At 37.7% G+C, this 14,961-nt stretch carries 13 protein-coding genes; 11 read left to right on the forward strand and 2 right to left on the reverse strand.

The window, feature by feature from the left end; genetic code table 11:
* Window positions 1-26: 26 nt before the first annotated feature.
* A complete protein-coding gene (locus tag DK861_RS07625; RefSeq protein WP_109399731.1) occupies window positions 27-1,262 on the reverse strand; it encodes an anaerobic sulfatase maturase in 1,236 nt (411 codons plus the stop codon).
* 534 nt (window positions 1,263-1,796) lie between these two features.
* On the opposite strand from DK861_RS07625, the gene agaR reads away from it, so the two are divergent.
* The 11 genes from agaR (at window position 1,797) to DK861_RS07680 (ending at window position 11,813) form a co-directional block, all read left to right on the forward strand.
* Window positions 1,797-2,576, forward strand: coding sequence for a transcriptional repressor AgaR (gene agaR / locus DK861_RS07630; protein WP_036912386.1), 780 nt, complete (start codon window positions 1,797-1,799; stop codon window positions 2,574-2,576).
* A 52-nt stretch (window positions 2,577-2,628) separates the two neighbouring features.
* Window positions 2,629-3,909 (forward strand): tagatose-bisphosphate aldolase subunit KbaZ, encoded by a 1,281-nt coding sequence (gene kbaZ / locus DK861_RS07635; protein WP_109399912.1) that lies wholly within the window; start codon window positions 2,629-2,631, stop codon window positions 3,907-3,909.
* A gap of 12 nt (window positions 3,910-3,921) precedes the next feature.
* Window positions 3,922-5,112 (forward strand): SIS domain-containing protein, encoded by a 1,191-nt coding sequence (locus DK861_RS07640; protein ID WP_109399732.1) that lies wholly within the window; start codon window positions 3,922-3,924, stop codon window positions 5,110-5,112.
* Between the two features lie 24 nt (window positions 5,113-5,136).
* Window positions 5,137-5,631: a PTS N-acetylgalactosamine transporter subunit IIB gene (agaV, locus tag DK861_RS07645; RefSeq protein ID WP_072063422.1), complete on the forward strand. Its 495-nt coding sequence runs from the start codon at window positions 5,137-5,139 to the stop codon at window positions 5,629-5,631.
* Between the two features lie 47 nt (window positions 5,632-5,678).
* Entirely contained in the window at window positions 5,679-6,446 is a 768-nt protein-coding gene (gene agaW, locus DK861_RS07650) for a PTS N-acetylgalactosamine transporter subunit IIC (RefSeq protein ID WP_006533840.1), read from the forward strand.
* On the forward strand, window positions 6,436-7,326 hold the full coding sequence (locus DK861_RS07655) for a PTS system mannose/fructose/sorbose family transporter subunit IID (RefSeq protein WP_072063421.1): 891 nt from the start codon (window positions 6,436-6,438) through the stop codon (window positions 7,324-7,326). Before agaW ends, DK861_RS07655 begins: the two co-directional genes overlap by 11 nt.
* A gap of 99 nt (window positions 7,327-7,425) precedes the next feature.
* On the forward strand, window positions 7,426-7,860 hold the full coding sequence (gene agaF / locus DK861_RS07660; protein ID WP_109399733.1) for a PTS galactosamine/N-acetylgalactosamine transporter subunit IIA: 435 nt from the start codon (window positions 7,426-7,428) through the stop codon (window positions 7,858-7,860).
* The gene (gene nagA, locus DK861_RS07665; RefSeq protein ID WP_109399734.1) at window positions 7,857-9,026 is read left to right on the forward strand and encodes an N-acetylglucosamine-6-phosphate deacetylase; all 1,170 of its coding nucleotides are present in this window, start codon (window positions 7,857-7,859) and stop codon (window positions 9,024-9,026) included. The genes agaF and nagA overlap by 4 nt, the downstream gene beginning before the upstream one ends.
* Window positions 9,027-9,068: 42 nt before the next feature.
* Window positions 9,069-9,899: a 5-dehydro-4-deoxy-D-glucuronate isomerase gene (gene kduI, locus DK861_RS07670; protein WP_006533834.1), complete on the forward strand. Its 831-nt coding sequence runs from the start codon at window positions 9,069-9,071 to the stop codon at window positions 9,897-9,899.
* A 79-nt stretch (window positions 9,900-9,978) separates the two neighbouring features.
* Window positions 9,979-10,734 (forward strand): 2-dehydro-3-deoxy-D-gluconate 5-dehydrogenase KduD, encoded by a 756-nt coding sequence (kduD, locus tag DK861_RS07675; RefSeq protein WP_006533833.1) that lies wholly within the window; start codon window positions 9,979-9,981, stop codon window positions 10,732-10,734.
* 17 nt (window positions 10,735-10,751) lie between these two features.
* Window positions 10,752-11,813 (forward strand): glycoside hydrolase family 88 protein, encoded by a 1,062-nt coding sequence (locus DK861_RS07680; protein ID WP_109399735.1) that lies wholly within the window; start codon window positions 10,752-10,754, stop codon window positions 11,811-11,813.
* Between the two features lie 1,055 nt (window positions 11,814-12,868).
* On the opposite strand, the gene DK861_RS07685 is transcribed toward DK861_RS07680, so the two are convergent.
* Window positions 12,869-14,950 carry a UvrD-helicase domain-containing protein gene (locus tag DK861_RS07685; protein ID WP_109399736.1) on the reverse strand — a complete coding sequence of 694 codons (2,082 nt, stop codon included), beginning with the start codon at window positions 14,948-14,950 and terminating at the stop codon, window positions 12,869-12,871.
* Between the last annotated feature and the right edge of the window lie 11 nt (window positions 14,951-14,961).

The following is a 14,961-nucleotide window of genomic DNA, read 5'->3' on the forward strand; positions in this document are numbered from 1 at the left end:
CTCCAGAATAAACAAAATAAAAAGAGTTACTTTAAGTAATTTTTTTTCATCGCAGGGAGTGCATCACTAGCAAGCCCCCCACGTGAAATAGCTTGTTGCATTAATTGCATGCCTATCGCGGTATGGTGAAATATTTTTTTATAAGAGCGACATAGGTAGTTATGGCGATGTTTTTCGCCTTCAATAGCAATAATGCGATGTTTAGGGCAACCGCCGTAACATAAGCTTTGCACTTCACACTGTTTGCAAAGGCGAGTTTGTTTATCATATTTATTTTGGCCAAAGCGCTGTTGCTGTTTTGATGTGGCTAAATGAGCAAGACTATTTTGATGAATATTGCCCAAATTATTAGCGGGATAGACATAGTGATCGCAAGAGTAAACATCACCATTGGCTTCAATGATCAATGCCTGACCACAGGTTTTAGATTGAATACAAGTTGATGCGGGATATCCCATCCATGTGCCTAATAAACTATCAAATAAGCGGATATATATTTTCCCGATATCGCCTTGCCGTACCCATTCATCAAATACTTCAGCCATAAATTGCCCATAACCTTCAGCCGGAACAGAAAACGGCGCTAATTGTGCATTAGGACCCGGTGCATAATGTCCTCCGTGAGTATGAGGAAAGCGTCTATCGACTTCGACAATGGGAATAAATTGAAAGAAAGTGGAACCTAATTCTTTTAAGGCTTGATAAGTTTCTTTTCCTTTATTCCAGTTTTGGTCATTAACGACAGTGAGTGTGTTAAATTCAACACCATATTCATTGAGTAACTTAATTGCACGTTTTACTCGTTCAAAAGTAGGGCTTCCATTGACTGAAATACGATATTTATCGTGAACAGCTTCAATGCCATCAATTGAAACGCCTAATAGAAAGTGATTATCAGCAAAGAATTGTGCCCATTGGCGATTAATAGCAATTGCATTGGTTTGTACACTATTTGTAATTGTCTTGCCGTTAGCAAATTGCTTTTGATATTTGACGACTTGTTCAAAGAAAGCTAATCCTGCAAGCGTTGGCTCGCCACCTTGCCAAGAAAAATCAACCTGATCTCCACCGTGTGATTGAATATAGTCTTTAATATAACGACGAAGTACACCATCTGGCATCACGGTATGGCCTGTCTCTTTTGTTTTATCTTGAAAAATATTTTCTTTTTCCAGATAAAAGCAGTATTCACACTTAATATTACAGTGGTAGCTTGTCGGTTTTGCCATCATATGAAAATAAGCAGGTTGATTTAATGCCATTAGTTATTTCCTGAGTTTCTTTTTTATCCTGTTACATTACGTAAAATTTATCAAAACAAAAGAGATTAAAATCACAAATACGAGATATCGAAAGCAAATGAAAGATTTTTGCGAAAGATAAATACGATTATTTTCGATAAAAATACTTTCGATTCGATACTATTTCATATTCTATTGACTATTTGAGTTATTTATTATGATTTTTTTTCGAAAATAAATGAATGTAATGAAGTTTTAATCTTTATTTTGTGAGATAAGACGAGATAAAATCTATATTATTGTATTTTATCTAGCTATAGATGGTGTAATAACAAGTGTAGTGTTGCGTTATATCATTTTAATTATTGGAAACTGATGGCCTCAAGGCTATCATTGAAGCTACACGAAAATAATCGTAAGTAATCGATGATGATTCGAAACTTTGTGAAAGAGATCAAAAGTTTTGTTTTTTTGCATTGTCGGTAAAAATTGGCGTAGTAAACTATATTCGAAACCAATCGAAAGAAAGTCTTTTGGTTTCGTAAGGAGACGAAAGTGAAAGCGGCAGTTGAGAGGCGTATGGAAATCCTCGATATGGTAAACCAGCAAGGTAAAGCCAGAGTCGAAGATCTCGCTGAATTATTTAAAGTCTCAAGTGTCACTATCCGCAGCGATCTAAGCTTTCTTGAAAAAAATGGTTATATCGTTCGCTCTCATGGCGCAGCAATTCCTAACACAGGATTTATTGCCGAATTGAGTATCCACGAAAAACGTGGACAAAACGCGGGCATAAAAACATTAATCGGGAAAGCAGCCGCAACGCTGATAAAGGATGGAGACACCGTCATTCTTGACTCGGGGACAACTACTCGCGAAATCGCGACACATTTAAAGTCGCGCGAAAATGTAGTGGTCATGACTAACGGTCTGGATGTCGCAATGGAGTTAGCAAATACCTCAGGTGTGGAAGTATTAATGACCGGTGGTGTATTGCGAAAAAGTGCGTTGTCTTTTTCTGGCTCACAAGCTGAAAATAGCCTTAGAAATTACCGTTTTGATAAGGTTTTTCTAGGTGTTGACGGATTCGATTTACGTGTTGGTATTACTACACACAATGAACAGGAAGCCAGTCTTAACCGTTTAATGTGTGATATCTCAGAAACGATTATTGCGGTTGCCGATTCTACGAAATTCAGTAAACGCAGCTGTCATATGATCAGAGAATTTGGTGATATTGATATATTAGTGACCGATTCAGGTATTCCTGAAGAATATATTCAGGAACTGAAAGATCATAAAATCGAAGTGATTATCGTCGACGATAAGGCATCGTAATTTGCTAACTCCATTAGCAACACCGCCGGTGTTGATTATGGAGTTAGTATTAATGCATCCTTTAGAAAAGATTGTTCAGCAACATAAATCAGGCAAACAGAATGGTATTTATTCTGTTTGTTCTGCCCATCCTTTAGTAATAGAAGCAGCTCTATTACAAGCGCTGGATAATGATTCCTTTCTGCTAATTGAAGCCACCTCTAATCAGGTTGATCAGTTTGGTGGCTATACAGGAATGACCCCCGCTGACTTCTACCAATATGTTATTGAACAGGCGAAAAATGTTGGTTTTCCTATCGAGAAGCTTATTCTTGGTGGCGATCATTTAGGGCCTAATCGTTGGCAACACCTTAATGCTGAAGATGCGATGGCAAATGCAGATGTGTTGATTGCACATTATGTTGCTGCGGGTTTTAAGAAAATCCATCTTGATTGCAGTATGTCTTGTGCTGATGATCCTATTCCTTTGACGGATGAAATTGTGGCATCTCGTGCCGCTCGCCTCGCTGTAATTGCAGAAAATACGGCAAAAGAGACATTTGGTACAAGTGATATTGTTTATGTTGTTGGTACAGAAGTACCCGTTCCAGGCGGTGCTGCTGAAGAGCTTGATACTGTTGAAGTTACTTCACCTGATGCTGCGCGTAAAACCTTAGAATGCCATCGCCAAGCTTTTCATGATGTGGGTGTTGGTGATTGTTGGCAACGCGTTATTGGTTTAGTAGTTCAACCCGGCGTTGAATTTGATCATACGGGTATCATTGATTATCAACAAGAAGAAGCACAAGCATTAAGCCAAGTGGTAAATGATTATTCTCACCTTGTTTTTGAAGCCCACTCTACGGATTATCAAACTAAAGAAGCTTATAAACAGCTAGTTCATGATCACTTTGCCATTTTAAAAGTTGGACCCGCATTAACCTTTGCAATGCGTGAAGGTTTATACGCACTTTGCTCCATTGAAGAAACATTATTCCCTCAAGAACAGTGCTCTAAATTGCGCGAAAAAATGGAACAACTGATGTGCCGAGAGCCTGGATTTTGGCAAAAATATTATCACGGTGATGAGCGTCAACAAGCCTTTGCTCGAGTATATAGTTTTAGTGATCGTATTCGCTATTACTGGCCTGATGCTGAAATTAATGCCGCCATCGATACGCTAATGGATAACTTATCCGTTAAACCAATTCCACTGCCATTACTGAGTCAATATCTGCCTTATCAATTTACCCAATTTAGAGAAGGCATGATTGACGGATCGCCTGAATCTTTTGTTATTGCGAAAATTCGTGATGTGTTATCGGTGTATGCCGATGCGTGCTATGTCCATTAATTGAGGGAAACCATGGAATATTTAAGTTATCAGACCGCTAAATTAGAGCAACTGAATGCATTTTGGACTGCGAAAGAGATTGAGCAACAACCAGAATGTTGGAAGAAAACATGGCAATCAGTAAAAGAGAAACGTACTGATATTGAAGCTTTTTTAGATAAAGCCCTCGCAGTGCCTCATGCACGAATTATTTTAACAGGTGCTGGTACGTCCGCATTTGCTGGAAAAGCATTGGCGCCTATTTTAAGTGGCCATACAAAACGTCGAGTAGATGCGATTGCTACAACCGATTTAGTGGCTGATCCACAAGAATATTTAGCAGAAGATATCCCAACATTATTAATCTCTTTTGCTCGCTCGGGTAATAGCCCTGAAAGTGTGGCAGCGTTAGATGTTGCGACTGAATGTCTATCTCAGTGTCATCACTTAGTGCTGACATGTAATGCAAATGGCAAGCTTTATGAATATTGCCAAAATAACAGTAGTGCATTGGCATTGTTGATGCCTGAAGAATCCAATGACCGTTCTTTAGCAATGACCTCTAGCTTTTCATCCATGATGATGGCGGCAGTGACCATTTTTTTAGGGGATAACGTCTTTAGGGATTCTATCGCACCTTTTTTTAGTCACTATAAAGCACAGTTTAATAAAGCCAATCAAATTATTCGGGATAAATACGCGGGTAAGTTTAAACGAGTTATTTATCTAGGAAGCGGTGGATTGCAAGGTTTAGCGCAAGAAGCTGCGTTGAAAATGTTAGAGCTTACAGCGGGTAAAGTGGTTGCAAGCTTTGATACTCCATTAGGTTTTCGACATGGGCCTAAGTCTATCGTAAATAAAGAAACTTTAGTGGTGATGTTTTTCTCTAATGATCATTATACACGTCAATATGAGACAGACTTATTACGAGAGGTTATTCACGATAATGCATCAGGCAAGGTGATCGCGATCACCGCACGAAATGATAACGCTTTCTCACCAGAGAGTTTTGTTTATATTCCTGCGTTAGAGAACTGTTCTGATGTGGCGCTATTGTTCCCTTACTTGATGTTGGCGCAATCATTCGCATTTCACAGTTCCATTGCACTAGGGAATACGCCTGATAACCCGTCTCCGACAGGAGAAATCAACCGCGTTGTACAAGGCGTCACAATTTATCCGTTCTCACACAAAAAAGACGACACACAGTCTGCTTTAAATTAATAAAATATAATAAGAGAGCTAATTATGAACACACCTAATATTGTCTGGACTCGCATTGATGAACGTTTACTCCATGGTCAAATCCGCATTACATGGGGTAAACATACTGAAGCAAACCTGATTTTAGTGGCTAATGATGATGCAGCAGAAGGCCCTAATGCCGCATTTATGCAAGCAGGTATGAAAGCGTCAGCGGGTGGTGAGTATGCTGTTCGCTTCTTCTCTATTCAAAAAACTATTGATGTTATTAGTAAAGCATCTCCTCGTCAGAAAATTTTTGTTTTGTGTAATAACCCGAAAGATGTTGCCCGTTTAGTGGAAGGCGGTGTGCCCATTACTCACTGTAATGTTGGCAATATGCATTTTCATGAAGGGAAACGCCAAATTGCGAAAACCGTATCAGTCAATGATGCCGACATTGATGCGTTTAAACGCCTTGTCGCAAACGGCGTGACTTGCACAATCCAAAACACCCCCGATCAGACACCGGTTGACGTGTTAGCGCTAGCATCAGCCTGATAATTTCCTGAACAAAAAACCTGCATTAGCAGGTTTGAGGATTATTTATGATTTTTGAAGCTTCTTTAGTGGCTTTATGGGCCTTCTTTTGCGGTATAGATAAGTATGATGTTGCATTAAATATTCACAGACCATTAATTACAGGGCCTGTTGTTGGTCTGATTATGGGTGATATGCAGGTTGGATTGATTGCAGGTGCAACATTAGAACTTGCTTGGTTAGGACTTGTTCCTAACGCCGGTGCTCAGCCACCAGATGTAACATTAGGCACCATTGCTGCGGTTGCTTTTGCGGTAATGACAAATCAATCACCTGAAGTTGCTATGGGGATTGGTATGCCAATTGCTGTGTTAATGCAAATGTTGGTGATTGGCTTCTTTGCAATGACGGCATTCACTATGGGAAAAGCCGATAGATACGCAGAAAGAGCTGATGCTGGTGGTGTGTCACGGCTACTGATTATCACGATTATAGTACGTTCATTACTCTATGCTTTAGTTGCCTTCGTAACGGTCTATTTTGGTGAACATGCAGCTCAATGGATTGATGAGAATACCCCGAAAGTGTTGCTTGAAGGTTTAGGTATTGGTGCGAAGATGGTTCCTGCTATTGGTTTCGCCATGTTGCTGAAAATCATGTGGTCAAAAGAAGTTGCCGGTGTGTTCTTCATTGGTTTCGTTATGACAACCTATTTAAAACTGCCAATTATGGCGGTCGCTATTTTAGGCGCATCAGCCGCCGCGCTCTACTTCTTCTTTAGTGGTAACAACAAAAATACAAGTCAGCAGAATGAGGATTTCGAAGATGGTATCTGATAACAGCACCGCATTGAAAACGCAGGATAAAACAGAAACAGGTTCTTTGATTGATGGCATTGATGAGTATCAAGATACCACAGTCAGAAAAGTGATCACGAAAGGTGACCTTTGGAAGTGTGCGTTCCGAGGGTTATTTATGGAAGGTAACTTTAACTTTGAACGTATGCAAGGTGGTGGATTTGCCTTCTCAATTATTCCAGCATTAAAGAAGATCCACGGGAATAATAAACGCGATTATGCAACATCACTGAAAAACCATCTGCAATTTTTTAATGCCAGTCCTAAGCTGTTTACCTTTTTATTAGGTACGGCTGTTGCAATGGAAGAAAACAAAGAAAAACCATCAACTGTTAACGTGATGAAAGTAGCAGGAATGGGGCCAACAGGGGGCATTGGTGATGCTATTGACCACATGACCTTAATGCCACTGACATTAGCATTGGGCGCATCTATTGCTATGGAGGGGTCGATTGCGGGGCCTTTTGTTTTCTTCTTTTTATATCAAATTGTGCACTTTTTAGTGTATTTCGGGCTGATGTTTATGGGTTATCGCGCGGGAACCGCTGCGATGGTCAATATGAGTGATGCCACTGAAAAACTGGCTAAAGCCGCCAATATTATGGGGATCTTTGTCATTGGGGCACTCTCCGCGACCTTTATCAAGGTGCAAACCACCGCCTCGTTAGAGCTGGGAGGAAAGGTGGTCGAATTGCAAACCGCGCTCTTTGACAAAATCATGCCGAATTTACTGCCTTTGTGCTTAGTTTTCCTGATGTACAAAATGGTAAAAAGCACCGGTTTTTGGGGTAAACCTCCGGTATTGATTTTCTCAACTCTTGCATTTGGCGTTGTCGGCCATGTATTAGGATTCTTATAACAGAGAGCCTTTACCACAGTCGTTATTGTCAATCGAAATACATTATTAACTTGCTATAAACGGGCAGGAGAGGCTTCTGCTGCCCGCAAGGAGTCACTCATGATAGGTCTTATTGTTTCAGGACATCTTAATTTTGCTTCTGGTATGGCATCAGCCGTAAAAGCGATTGCTGGAGAACAGGAAAATATCGCGTTTATTGATTTTGTTGAGTCTATTTCCCCTGATGAATTAGAAGAAAAAATGCGTGAAGCGATTGACTCAATGTCATGTCAGCAATATTTGTTCTTAACAGATTTACCTGGTGGAACCCCTTGTAATCGAGCAATGGCCATTATGATGCAAAATCCCGATGTTGAGGTGTTAGCTGGGGTGAATTTACCGATGATTGTTAATGCCGCTTTTGAACGAGAAGGGGGTTCAACGTCAGAATTAGTGCAAACGTTACGCGAAATAGGTCAAGAGAGTATTCAGGATATTCGTGAGCAATTGGCACAAATAGACAGCAATGATGCTGATGAAGAAGACGGCTTATGAGTCAGCGATACGCCATTTTGGCAGATAGAACGTTTACACCTGAAGGGATTCGTTATCTCTGTTATGTCTGTGTTAGGGGCGATGTCATTGAATCGATCACCTCACAAGCACCAACTGATTGCCCCATTATTCGCCTAAAAGGGAAATCATTATTACCCGGTTTTGTGGATATCCATATTCATGGTCGTGAAGGTGCGGATGTTATGGATGCGACCGAGCAAGGGTTGCAAACCATCGCGGATGCTTTAGTGAAAACAGGCGTTGTAGCGTGGGTTGGTACAACGGTTACTGCGCCTATAGATGATATTCGTCTCGCATTATCACAAGTACGTGAGTTCTTATCAAAGCCACAAACGTCTGGTGCGTTGTTGCTTGGGAGCTTTTTAGAAGGGCCTTATTTTACCGAGCGCCATCGAGGCTCTCACCCGATGAAATATCTAAAAGCACCGACAATATCAGAGTTAGAAACACTACTTGAAAGTGCGGGTGACTCATTATTGCGTGTCGCTGTTGCGCCAGAAGCACAAGGTTCAATAGAAGCGATTGATTGGTTGGTCAATCGAGGCATTAAACCTAGTGTGGCACATACAGCGGCAACTTATGAACAAACGTCAGATGCATTTTTACATGGCGCTGATTGTGGCGTGCACTTGTATAACGGGATGACGGGACTTCATCACCGAGAGCCAGGATGTTGTGGCGCCGTGTTGTATCACGATGTATTGGCGGAATTGATTGCCGATGGCATTCATGTTCATCCCGTGATGATGCAATTAGCGTATCGCATGAAAGGTTACCAACAACTTGCGCTAATTACAGATTGTATGCGTGCGGGGGGATTACCTGATGGTGATTATACGCTAGGTGCTCAAACAGTTAGCGTCACCCAAGGTCAAGCAAAAACTGCCGATGGTTCTTTGGCTGGGAGTACTTGTAGCTTAGATAGTGCATTGCGAAATATGGTGCAACTTGCGCACATACCTGAGTGGGAAGCGGTACAAATGGCAACTGCGATCCCTGCAGAGTATCTCGGCATCGGCGATAAATTGGGTTATATCAAAGTGGGGCGACAAGCCAGCTTTGCTGTGGTGGATGAGTGCTTTCATCTCACCGATACATTCATCAGAGGAAATCATATTTACTCTGTATCCGGGGAAAATGCATAGCTTTTCTGTTATGCACCCATCAGTAAAAATGAGGTATTTATAATGGAAATTCGTCAGCCAATTCATAGTGAACATGCTAAAAGGCTTGATACAGAAGGACTTCGCAAGGAGTTCCTGATTGAAAACCTATTCTGTGAAGGGGAAATGAATCTCACTTATAGCCATATAGATCGCATTATTGTTGGCGGTATTGTTCCCACAACACAGCCTTTAGCGTTAATGGCAGGTAAAGCATTAGGCGTTGATTTCTTTTTAGAAAGACGTGAGTTAGGTGCCATTAATATTGGTGGTGCTGGTAAAGTAATTGTTGATGGTGAAGTGTTTGATATTGGTGCTCGTGAAGCAATTTATATCGGAATGGGCGCTAAAAGTGTTGAATTTACCAGTGATTGTGTAGAAACACCCGCGCGTTTTTATATGAATTGTGCGCCAGCTCATCATACCTACCCAACGCGCAAAATAACGCAACAGCAAGCATCGCCTGAAAAATTAGGTAATGCAGAAAACTGTAACGTTCGTACTATTTATAAATTCTTACACCCTTCAGTTCTGCCAACGTGCCAATTATCTATGGGGATGACAGTTCTTGAACCAGGTAGTTTATGGAATACCATGCCTTGTCATACCCATGAGCGTCGTATGGAAGTGTATCTCTATTTTGATATGAAAGATGACAATGTGGTTTTCCATTATATGGGGGAACCAACGGAAACTCGTCATTTAGTTGTTCGTAATGAGCAAGCAGTGATAAGCCCTAGCTGGTCAATTCATTCTGGTGTGGGCTCTGCATCTTATACCTTTATTTGGGGAATGGTTGGTGAGAATCAGGTCTTCCACGATATGGATCATGTGGCAATGAAAGATCTGAAGTAACTACGAATAGTTACATTTTCTTCTTACTCTACTTATAAAAAAGGTGTGGCAATGAAGCCACACCTGAGAGGTTACTGCTATGAATTTATTCGATTTAAATGGCAAAGTTGCTATTGTTACAGGTTGTAATACAGGTTTAGGTCAAGGCATGGCTATTGGTTTAGCCAAAGCGGGTGCAGATATTGTGGGAGTGGGTATTCAAGATGCACCAGAAACTCGCCAACAAGTAGAAGCATTGGGTCGTCGCTTTCATTACATTACGCAAAATTTAATGAAACAAGATGGATTACAAGCGCTGGTGGATGAAGCTGTTTCTGTGATGGGGCGTATTGATATTTTGGTGAATAATGCAGGGATTATTCGTCGAGAAGACCTTTTAGAATTTAGTGAAAAAGATTGGGATGATGTGATTGATATTAATCAGAAAACACTATTCTTTTTATCCCAAAAAGTCGCTCGCCAATTTGTAAAACAAGGAGAGGGTGGAAAGATAATTAACATTGCTTCTATGCTCTCTTATCAAGGTGGTATTCGTGTACCTTCTTACACCGCAAGTAAATCCGCAGTAATGGGATTAACTCGCGCATTGGCGACTGAACTCTCTCAATATAATATCAATGTAAATGCAATTGCTCCGGGTTATATGGCAACAGATAACACCGCAGCACTACGCGCAGATGACGTGCGTAATGCAGCTATCCTAGAACGTATTCCTGCAGGACGTTGGGGAACGCCAGAAGATGTTGCTGGTCCTGCGATTTTTTTAGCGTCTAAAGCCAGTGATTATGTTAATGGATACACTATTGCAGTTGATGGTGGTTGGTTAGCTCGTTAATTTCATGGAGAAGTAGGATGGAACACGCTAATACAGAGGCTTTGCAAAAGAATACCGTATTGCAAAATATGAAGCGAGTGTATCGTTATCAATCGGCTAATCAAGTTCGCAGTGTCTGCCGCCGTAGTGGAAAAACCCGTTTTATTAAAGACACAGATTGGGAACGCGGTGTTTTATGGAGTTGTGTCAGTGCAGCATGGCAAGCCACACAAGATGAAGAATATCTTAATGGTGTATTGAATTACACACTACATACTGGGTTTAGAACGGGTCCTAATCCTCGCTTTGCAGATGATCATGTGTGTGCACAAGCTTATCTGGCTATTAGTCCATTGTTTGAACAATCTGAAGTGGTTGAGCCAACAATCAAAGCATTTGATATTATGATTGATGAGCCAAAACCTGGTCGTGAAGACTGGTGGTGGTGTGATGCACTCTTTATGGCGCCTCCTGGTTTTGCTGCGTTAGCTGAAATCACCAATGAGCGACGTTATTTAGATTATATGCACACAGCTTATTGGGATGCGATTGACCATTTACGTGATCCTGAAACAGGGCTTATCTTTCGTGATCATCGCTATATTCCTGATGGTCAAGGCAATGAATTACGTGAAGCTAATGGTGAAAAAGTATTTTGGAGCCGTGGTATCGGTTGGGTTTTAGCTTCGATACCTCGCATCCTAAAATATATGCCTGATGATTATCATGGCCGTGAACGTTATATTGCATTGTTTAAAGAATTAGCGACATCCATCCTAGGTTATCAACATGAAGATGGTTTTTGGCGAACCAGTTTACTTGATCCTGATAATTTTCCTGCACCAGAAAGTTCAGCTACAGCACTATTTTGTTATGGACTAGCATGGGGAATTAATCAGGGAGTATTAGAGAAAGAAATATATTTTCCTGCTTTAAATAAAGCATGGTCGGCATTACAAACCTGTATTCATGACAACGGCATGATAGGTTGGGTTCAACTTCCAGCATTTAACCCTCGTGAAGTGAAGTTTGAACATAATATGGATTATGGTGCTGGTGCTTATTTATTAGCAGGAAGTGAAGTTTTAAATCTTTTGTAATATTGCTAGAGCTTTGATATTGACGCTTTGTTGTTTTTCTTGCGCTTTACATGCCTTCCGCGCAATATTTTCCTATCTAGGATGCCGACCAAAAATAGGGGTCGGCTTTTTTATTTTTAATATAATAAGAGGTAACGGTAATTTGTTACCTTTTATTATAAATTTGGGTGCTTAGATAAATACACAACTATTGAATAAGGAAACTGTGGGGGAGCACTCCCCCACAAGATTAATATAAAGTAAAAGCTATATTAACCTGAATAATTAAATATCCAGTAGTTGGTATGAATAAATAAGATATTTACTCTCTAATAATACGTGGTTCGATATTATCATCGTCACGATAACCAGTCCGATTAAAGAATATTTTTTCATTCCCTCTTGCACTCCGATAAAAATGGAGGCAGAATCAAGTTGTTGGGTAAGATTCGGCCTCGGTTAATGTTAAATAACATAATCGGGGCTTTTCTCTTTCTGGTGTTTGCAAAATGCTTGAACCAGATTGATCCAAGCACCCGCGCAGAGCATAGCAAACTATTAAAATGAGACAACACATTTATTATCAATAATAAATCATACGATTTTTTTTTATTATTTTAAATAAGTAATTAATTCGCTAACTGCGCGAGTAAATAAAATAAGAGGTAACGGTAATTTGTTACCTTTTATTATAAATTTGGGTGCTTAGATTAAACCGTAATAACTTAATTAGAAAACTGTGGGGGATGACTCCCCCACAAGGTTAGTGTTTATTACTGATAAACTTAACCTGAACATTTATATATTCACTATTAATTGTGAAATTTTCAATTGGATTGTTATAAAATAAAAATATCAGCAATACGGTGATATTTATACTAATAACAATCATACTAATAAGAGAATATTTGTTCATTTTCTTGACAGCTCCTCTATAAGGAGGCAGAATCAAGTTCTCAGGTTTGAGTCCGCCTCGGTTAATATAAATATATTTTCCGGGGCTTTTCTCTTTCTGGCATTTAGCAAATGCTTGAACCAGATTGATCCAAGCACCAGAATAAATTGAAAAAATAAATTTATATTTTATTCGAAATAGAATTAAAGTAACCATCCATTATTTTTCTATCTTTATCATTATCATAAATAAATATAACAGTTAAGTTTTTAATTGCACGAGAAAAAGAAACATAAAGTAAGTTTCTAATTTTTTTATACTTATCATCATTTTCCATTGATTCAATAAAATCCGTTATATATTTTTTACTTCTATTAAAATCATTTTGTAGAAAAACGATAACATGGTCGAATTCAAGTCCTTTTGAATTATGGCAAGTAAGATATTCTATTTTTTCCTTATCTGCATTTAGGTACTTAAACCATGCTTTGTATTGCTCAAATGATGTGTTAATTAAATTGTCAATACTCTCTTTAATTTTTTTTGATTTTTCCTCAGGAATGTTTTCTAATTTATTATAGTTATTGTAAAAAGAAAATATAGTATTAAAAACAATACCTTCTTTTTTTAAATTGTTTTTTATTGATTCTTTTATTATACGTAAATTATTTTTATCAAAGATGGATTCAAATTTTTTATTGAATATCGATGATGAATCTGAACTATAAATACATAATATTTTCATTAAATAATCACTTAATGTTTTCCCGTTGTAATTATAGATTGTCTGTAATTCTTTTATGTAAGTTATAGTGTTTTCTATATTTATTTCAATATTACCTGAAGGAAGAATGGCTGAAAGAACTTTGTTATCAAGTTCATATAATAAAATAAATTCCACTGTTTTCTTTAATAATAAAATTAATGGGTGTAATTTTAAATCCTCATTTCCTAATATGTTTTGGGATACTTCATTATAATTAATGCCAAAATTATATAATAGTTTACTTGTGTTTTTATATAAATCACCAAAGCCAGAGATATTAGCTAGTGTTTCATTTTTTAAAACTAAACTTGTTATTTTCTCTTCTTCTCTAAGTTTGTTTTCTTCTCTAAATTCTTTCTTTACAGTATCAATTATTTTAAAAATACCTTCTTCTGTTTTTTCTATTGATTTATAATAAAAGTTTCCATCTGGATTATTCATGTAAATAGATTTTTGAATTATAGAATCATCTCTAAGACAATTTGAAACTTTAATAACTTTATTATATGAACGCCGATTGTAATTTTTATTTACACTTTTAAAATCACCCAAGAAGTTTATATTTTCTACTTTTTTTTCTTCATCACTATATATTTCTTGCATTAGATCACCAAAGTAACCAATACAATTTTTTTGGTTTTTAATCTTTGATTGTTTATTAATTTTATTAAAAATAGATAAAGTATTAATATTGGTATCTTGGTATTCATCGATTAATATAAATGGATATTTATCGATAATAATATCTAGCATCAAAGGATAATTATCACAAATATATTCTGTATGTTCAATTAAGGTATCATGACTGATACGCATATTATGTAAACTATCACTATTTTTATTTGCATCATATTTTATTATAGTGTTGTTACTTAAATTTTTTAATCCATTTTCTAAATTTGTTTTTTTATATAAATAGCTGAATGCAGCTTCAAATTTACCTTTATTTCCATTTAAATCATAGTTGTATTTATTTAATATACCTCTTAATGATTCTGATCCTAGGGAATAATATTTTGATATATTTTCATTTTTTAATAATTCTTTTTTAAATTCATCGTGGTTGCAACTTGATTGATATAACCAGTCATAAGCTTTTTTGTTGTTTTTGAATTTTCTATCTAATTCTTTAATTTTATTTTCAATTTTTATTCTATGTGCTACTCTTAATGCGTTTTGTTGACTACTAATTAATTTCCAAAAGCATTCATGAATTGTTGATACATCCAATAATTCAGTATTACCAATGCGAGACTTTATTTCATTGGTCGCAGCATTTGTATAAGTAATACATAGAATTTTACGATTATACAGTGTAAGTTCATTACGATAACTATCTAAAATATAGTTTATACTTTCTTTTAATGCATGCGTTTTTCCTGCACCAGCACCTGCGTTAAAAATAAAACATTCATTATTTTTAATATGATTGTTTATTTTATTTTGAATGTTAATTTCTTCTGCTAAATATTCTTTTTTCTCAACTCTATTAGTCATCTTTAATATTC

The organism is Proteus sp. TJ1640 (assembly GCF_003144445.1).
GTDB classification, from domain to species: Bacteria; Pseudomonadota; Gammaproteobacteria; order Enterobacterales; family Enterobacteriaceae; genus Proteus; species Proteus penneri.

Coding starts and splice junctions, on each gene's coding strand:
- kduD (WP_006533833.1), top strand. CDS start 9,979: ATGAATTTATTCGATTTAAATGGCAAAGTTGCTATTGTTACAGGTTGT.
- DK861_RS07640 (WP_109399732.1), top strand. CDS start 3,922: ATGGAATATTTAAGTTATCAGACCGCTAAATTAGAGCAACTGAATGCA.
- DK861_RS07625 (WP_109399731.1), bottom strand. CDS start 1,262: ATGGCATTAAATCAACCTGCTTATTTTCATATGATGGCAAAACCGACA.
- agaF (WP_109399733.1), top strand. CDS start 7,426: ATGATAGGTCTTATTGTTTCAGGACATCTTAATTTTGCTTCTGGTATG.
- agaW (WP_006533840.1), top strand. CDS start 5,679: ATGATTTTTGAAGCTTCTTTAGTGGCTTTATGGGCCTTCTTTTGCGGT.
- DK861_RS07680 (WP_109399735.1), top strand. CDS start 10,752: ATGGAACACGCTAATACAGAGGCTTTGCAAAAGAATACCGTATTGCAA.
- agaV (WP_072063422.1), top strand. CDS start 5,137: ATGAACACACCTAATATTGTCTGGACTCGCATTGATGAACGTTTACTC.
- DK861_RS07655 (WP_072063421.1), top strand. CDS start 6,436: ATGGTATCTGATAACAGCACCGCATTGAAAACGCAGGATAAAACAGAA.
- kduI (WP_006533834.1), top strand. CDS start 9,069: ATGGAAATTCGTCAGCCAATTCATAGTGAACATGCTAAAAGGCTTGAT.
- DK861_RS07685 (WP_109399736.1), bottom strand. CDS start 14,950: ATGACTAATAGAGTTGAGAAAAAAGAATATTTAGCAGAAGAAATTAAC.
- nagA (WP_109399734.1), top strand. CDS start 7,857: ATGAGTCAGCGATACGCCATTTTGGCAGATAGAACGTTTACACCTGAA.
- kbaZ (WP_109399912.1), top strand. CDS start 2,629: ATGCATCCTTTAGAAAAGATTGTTCAGCAACATAAATCAGGCAAACAG.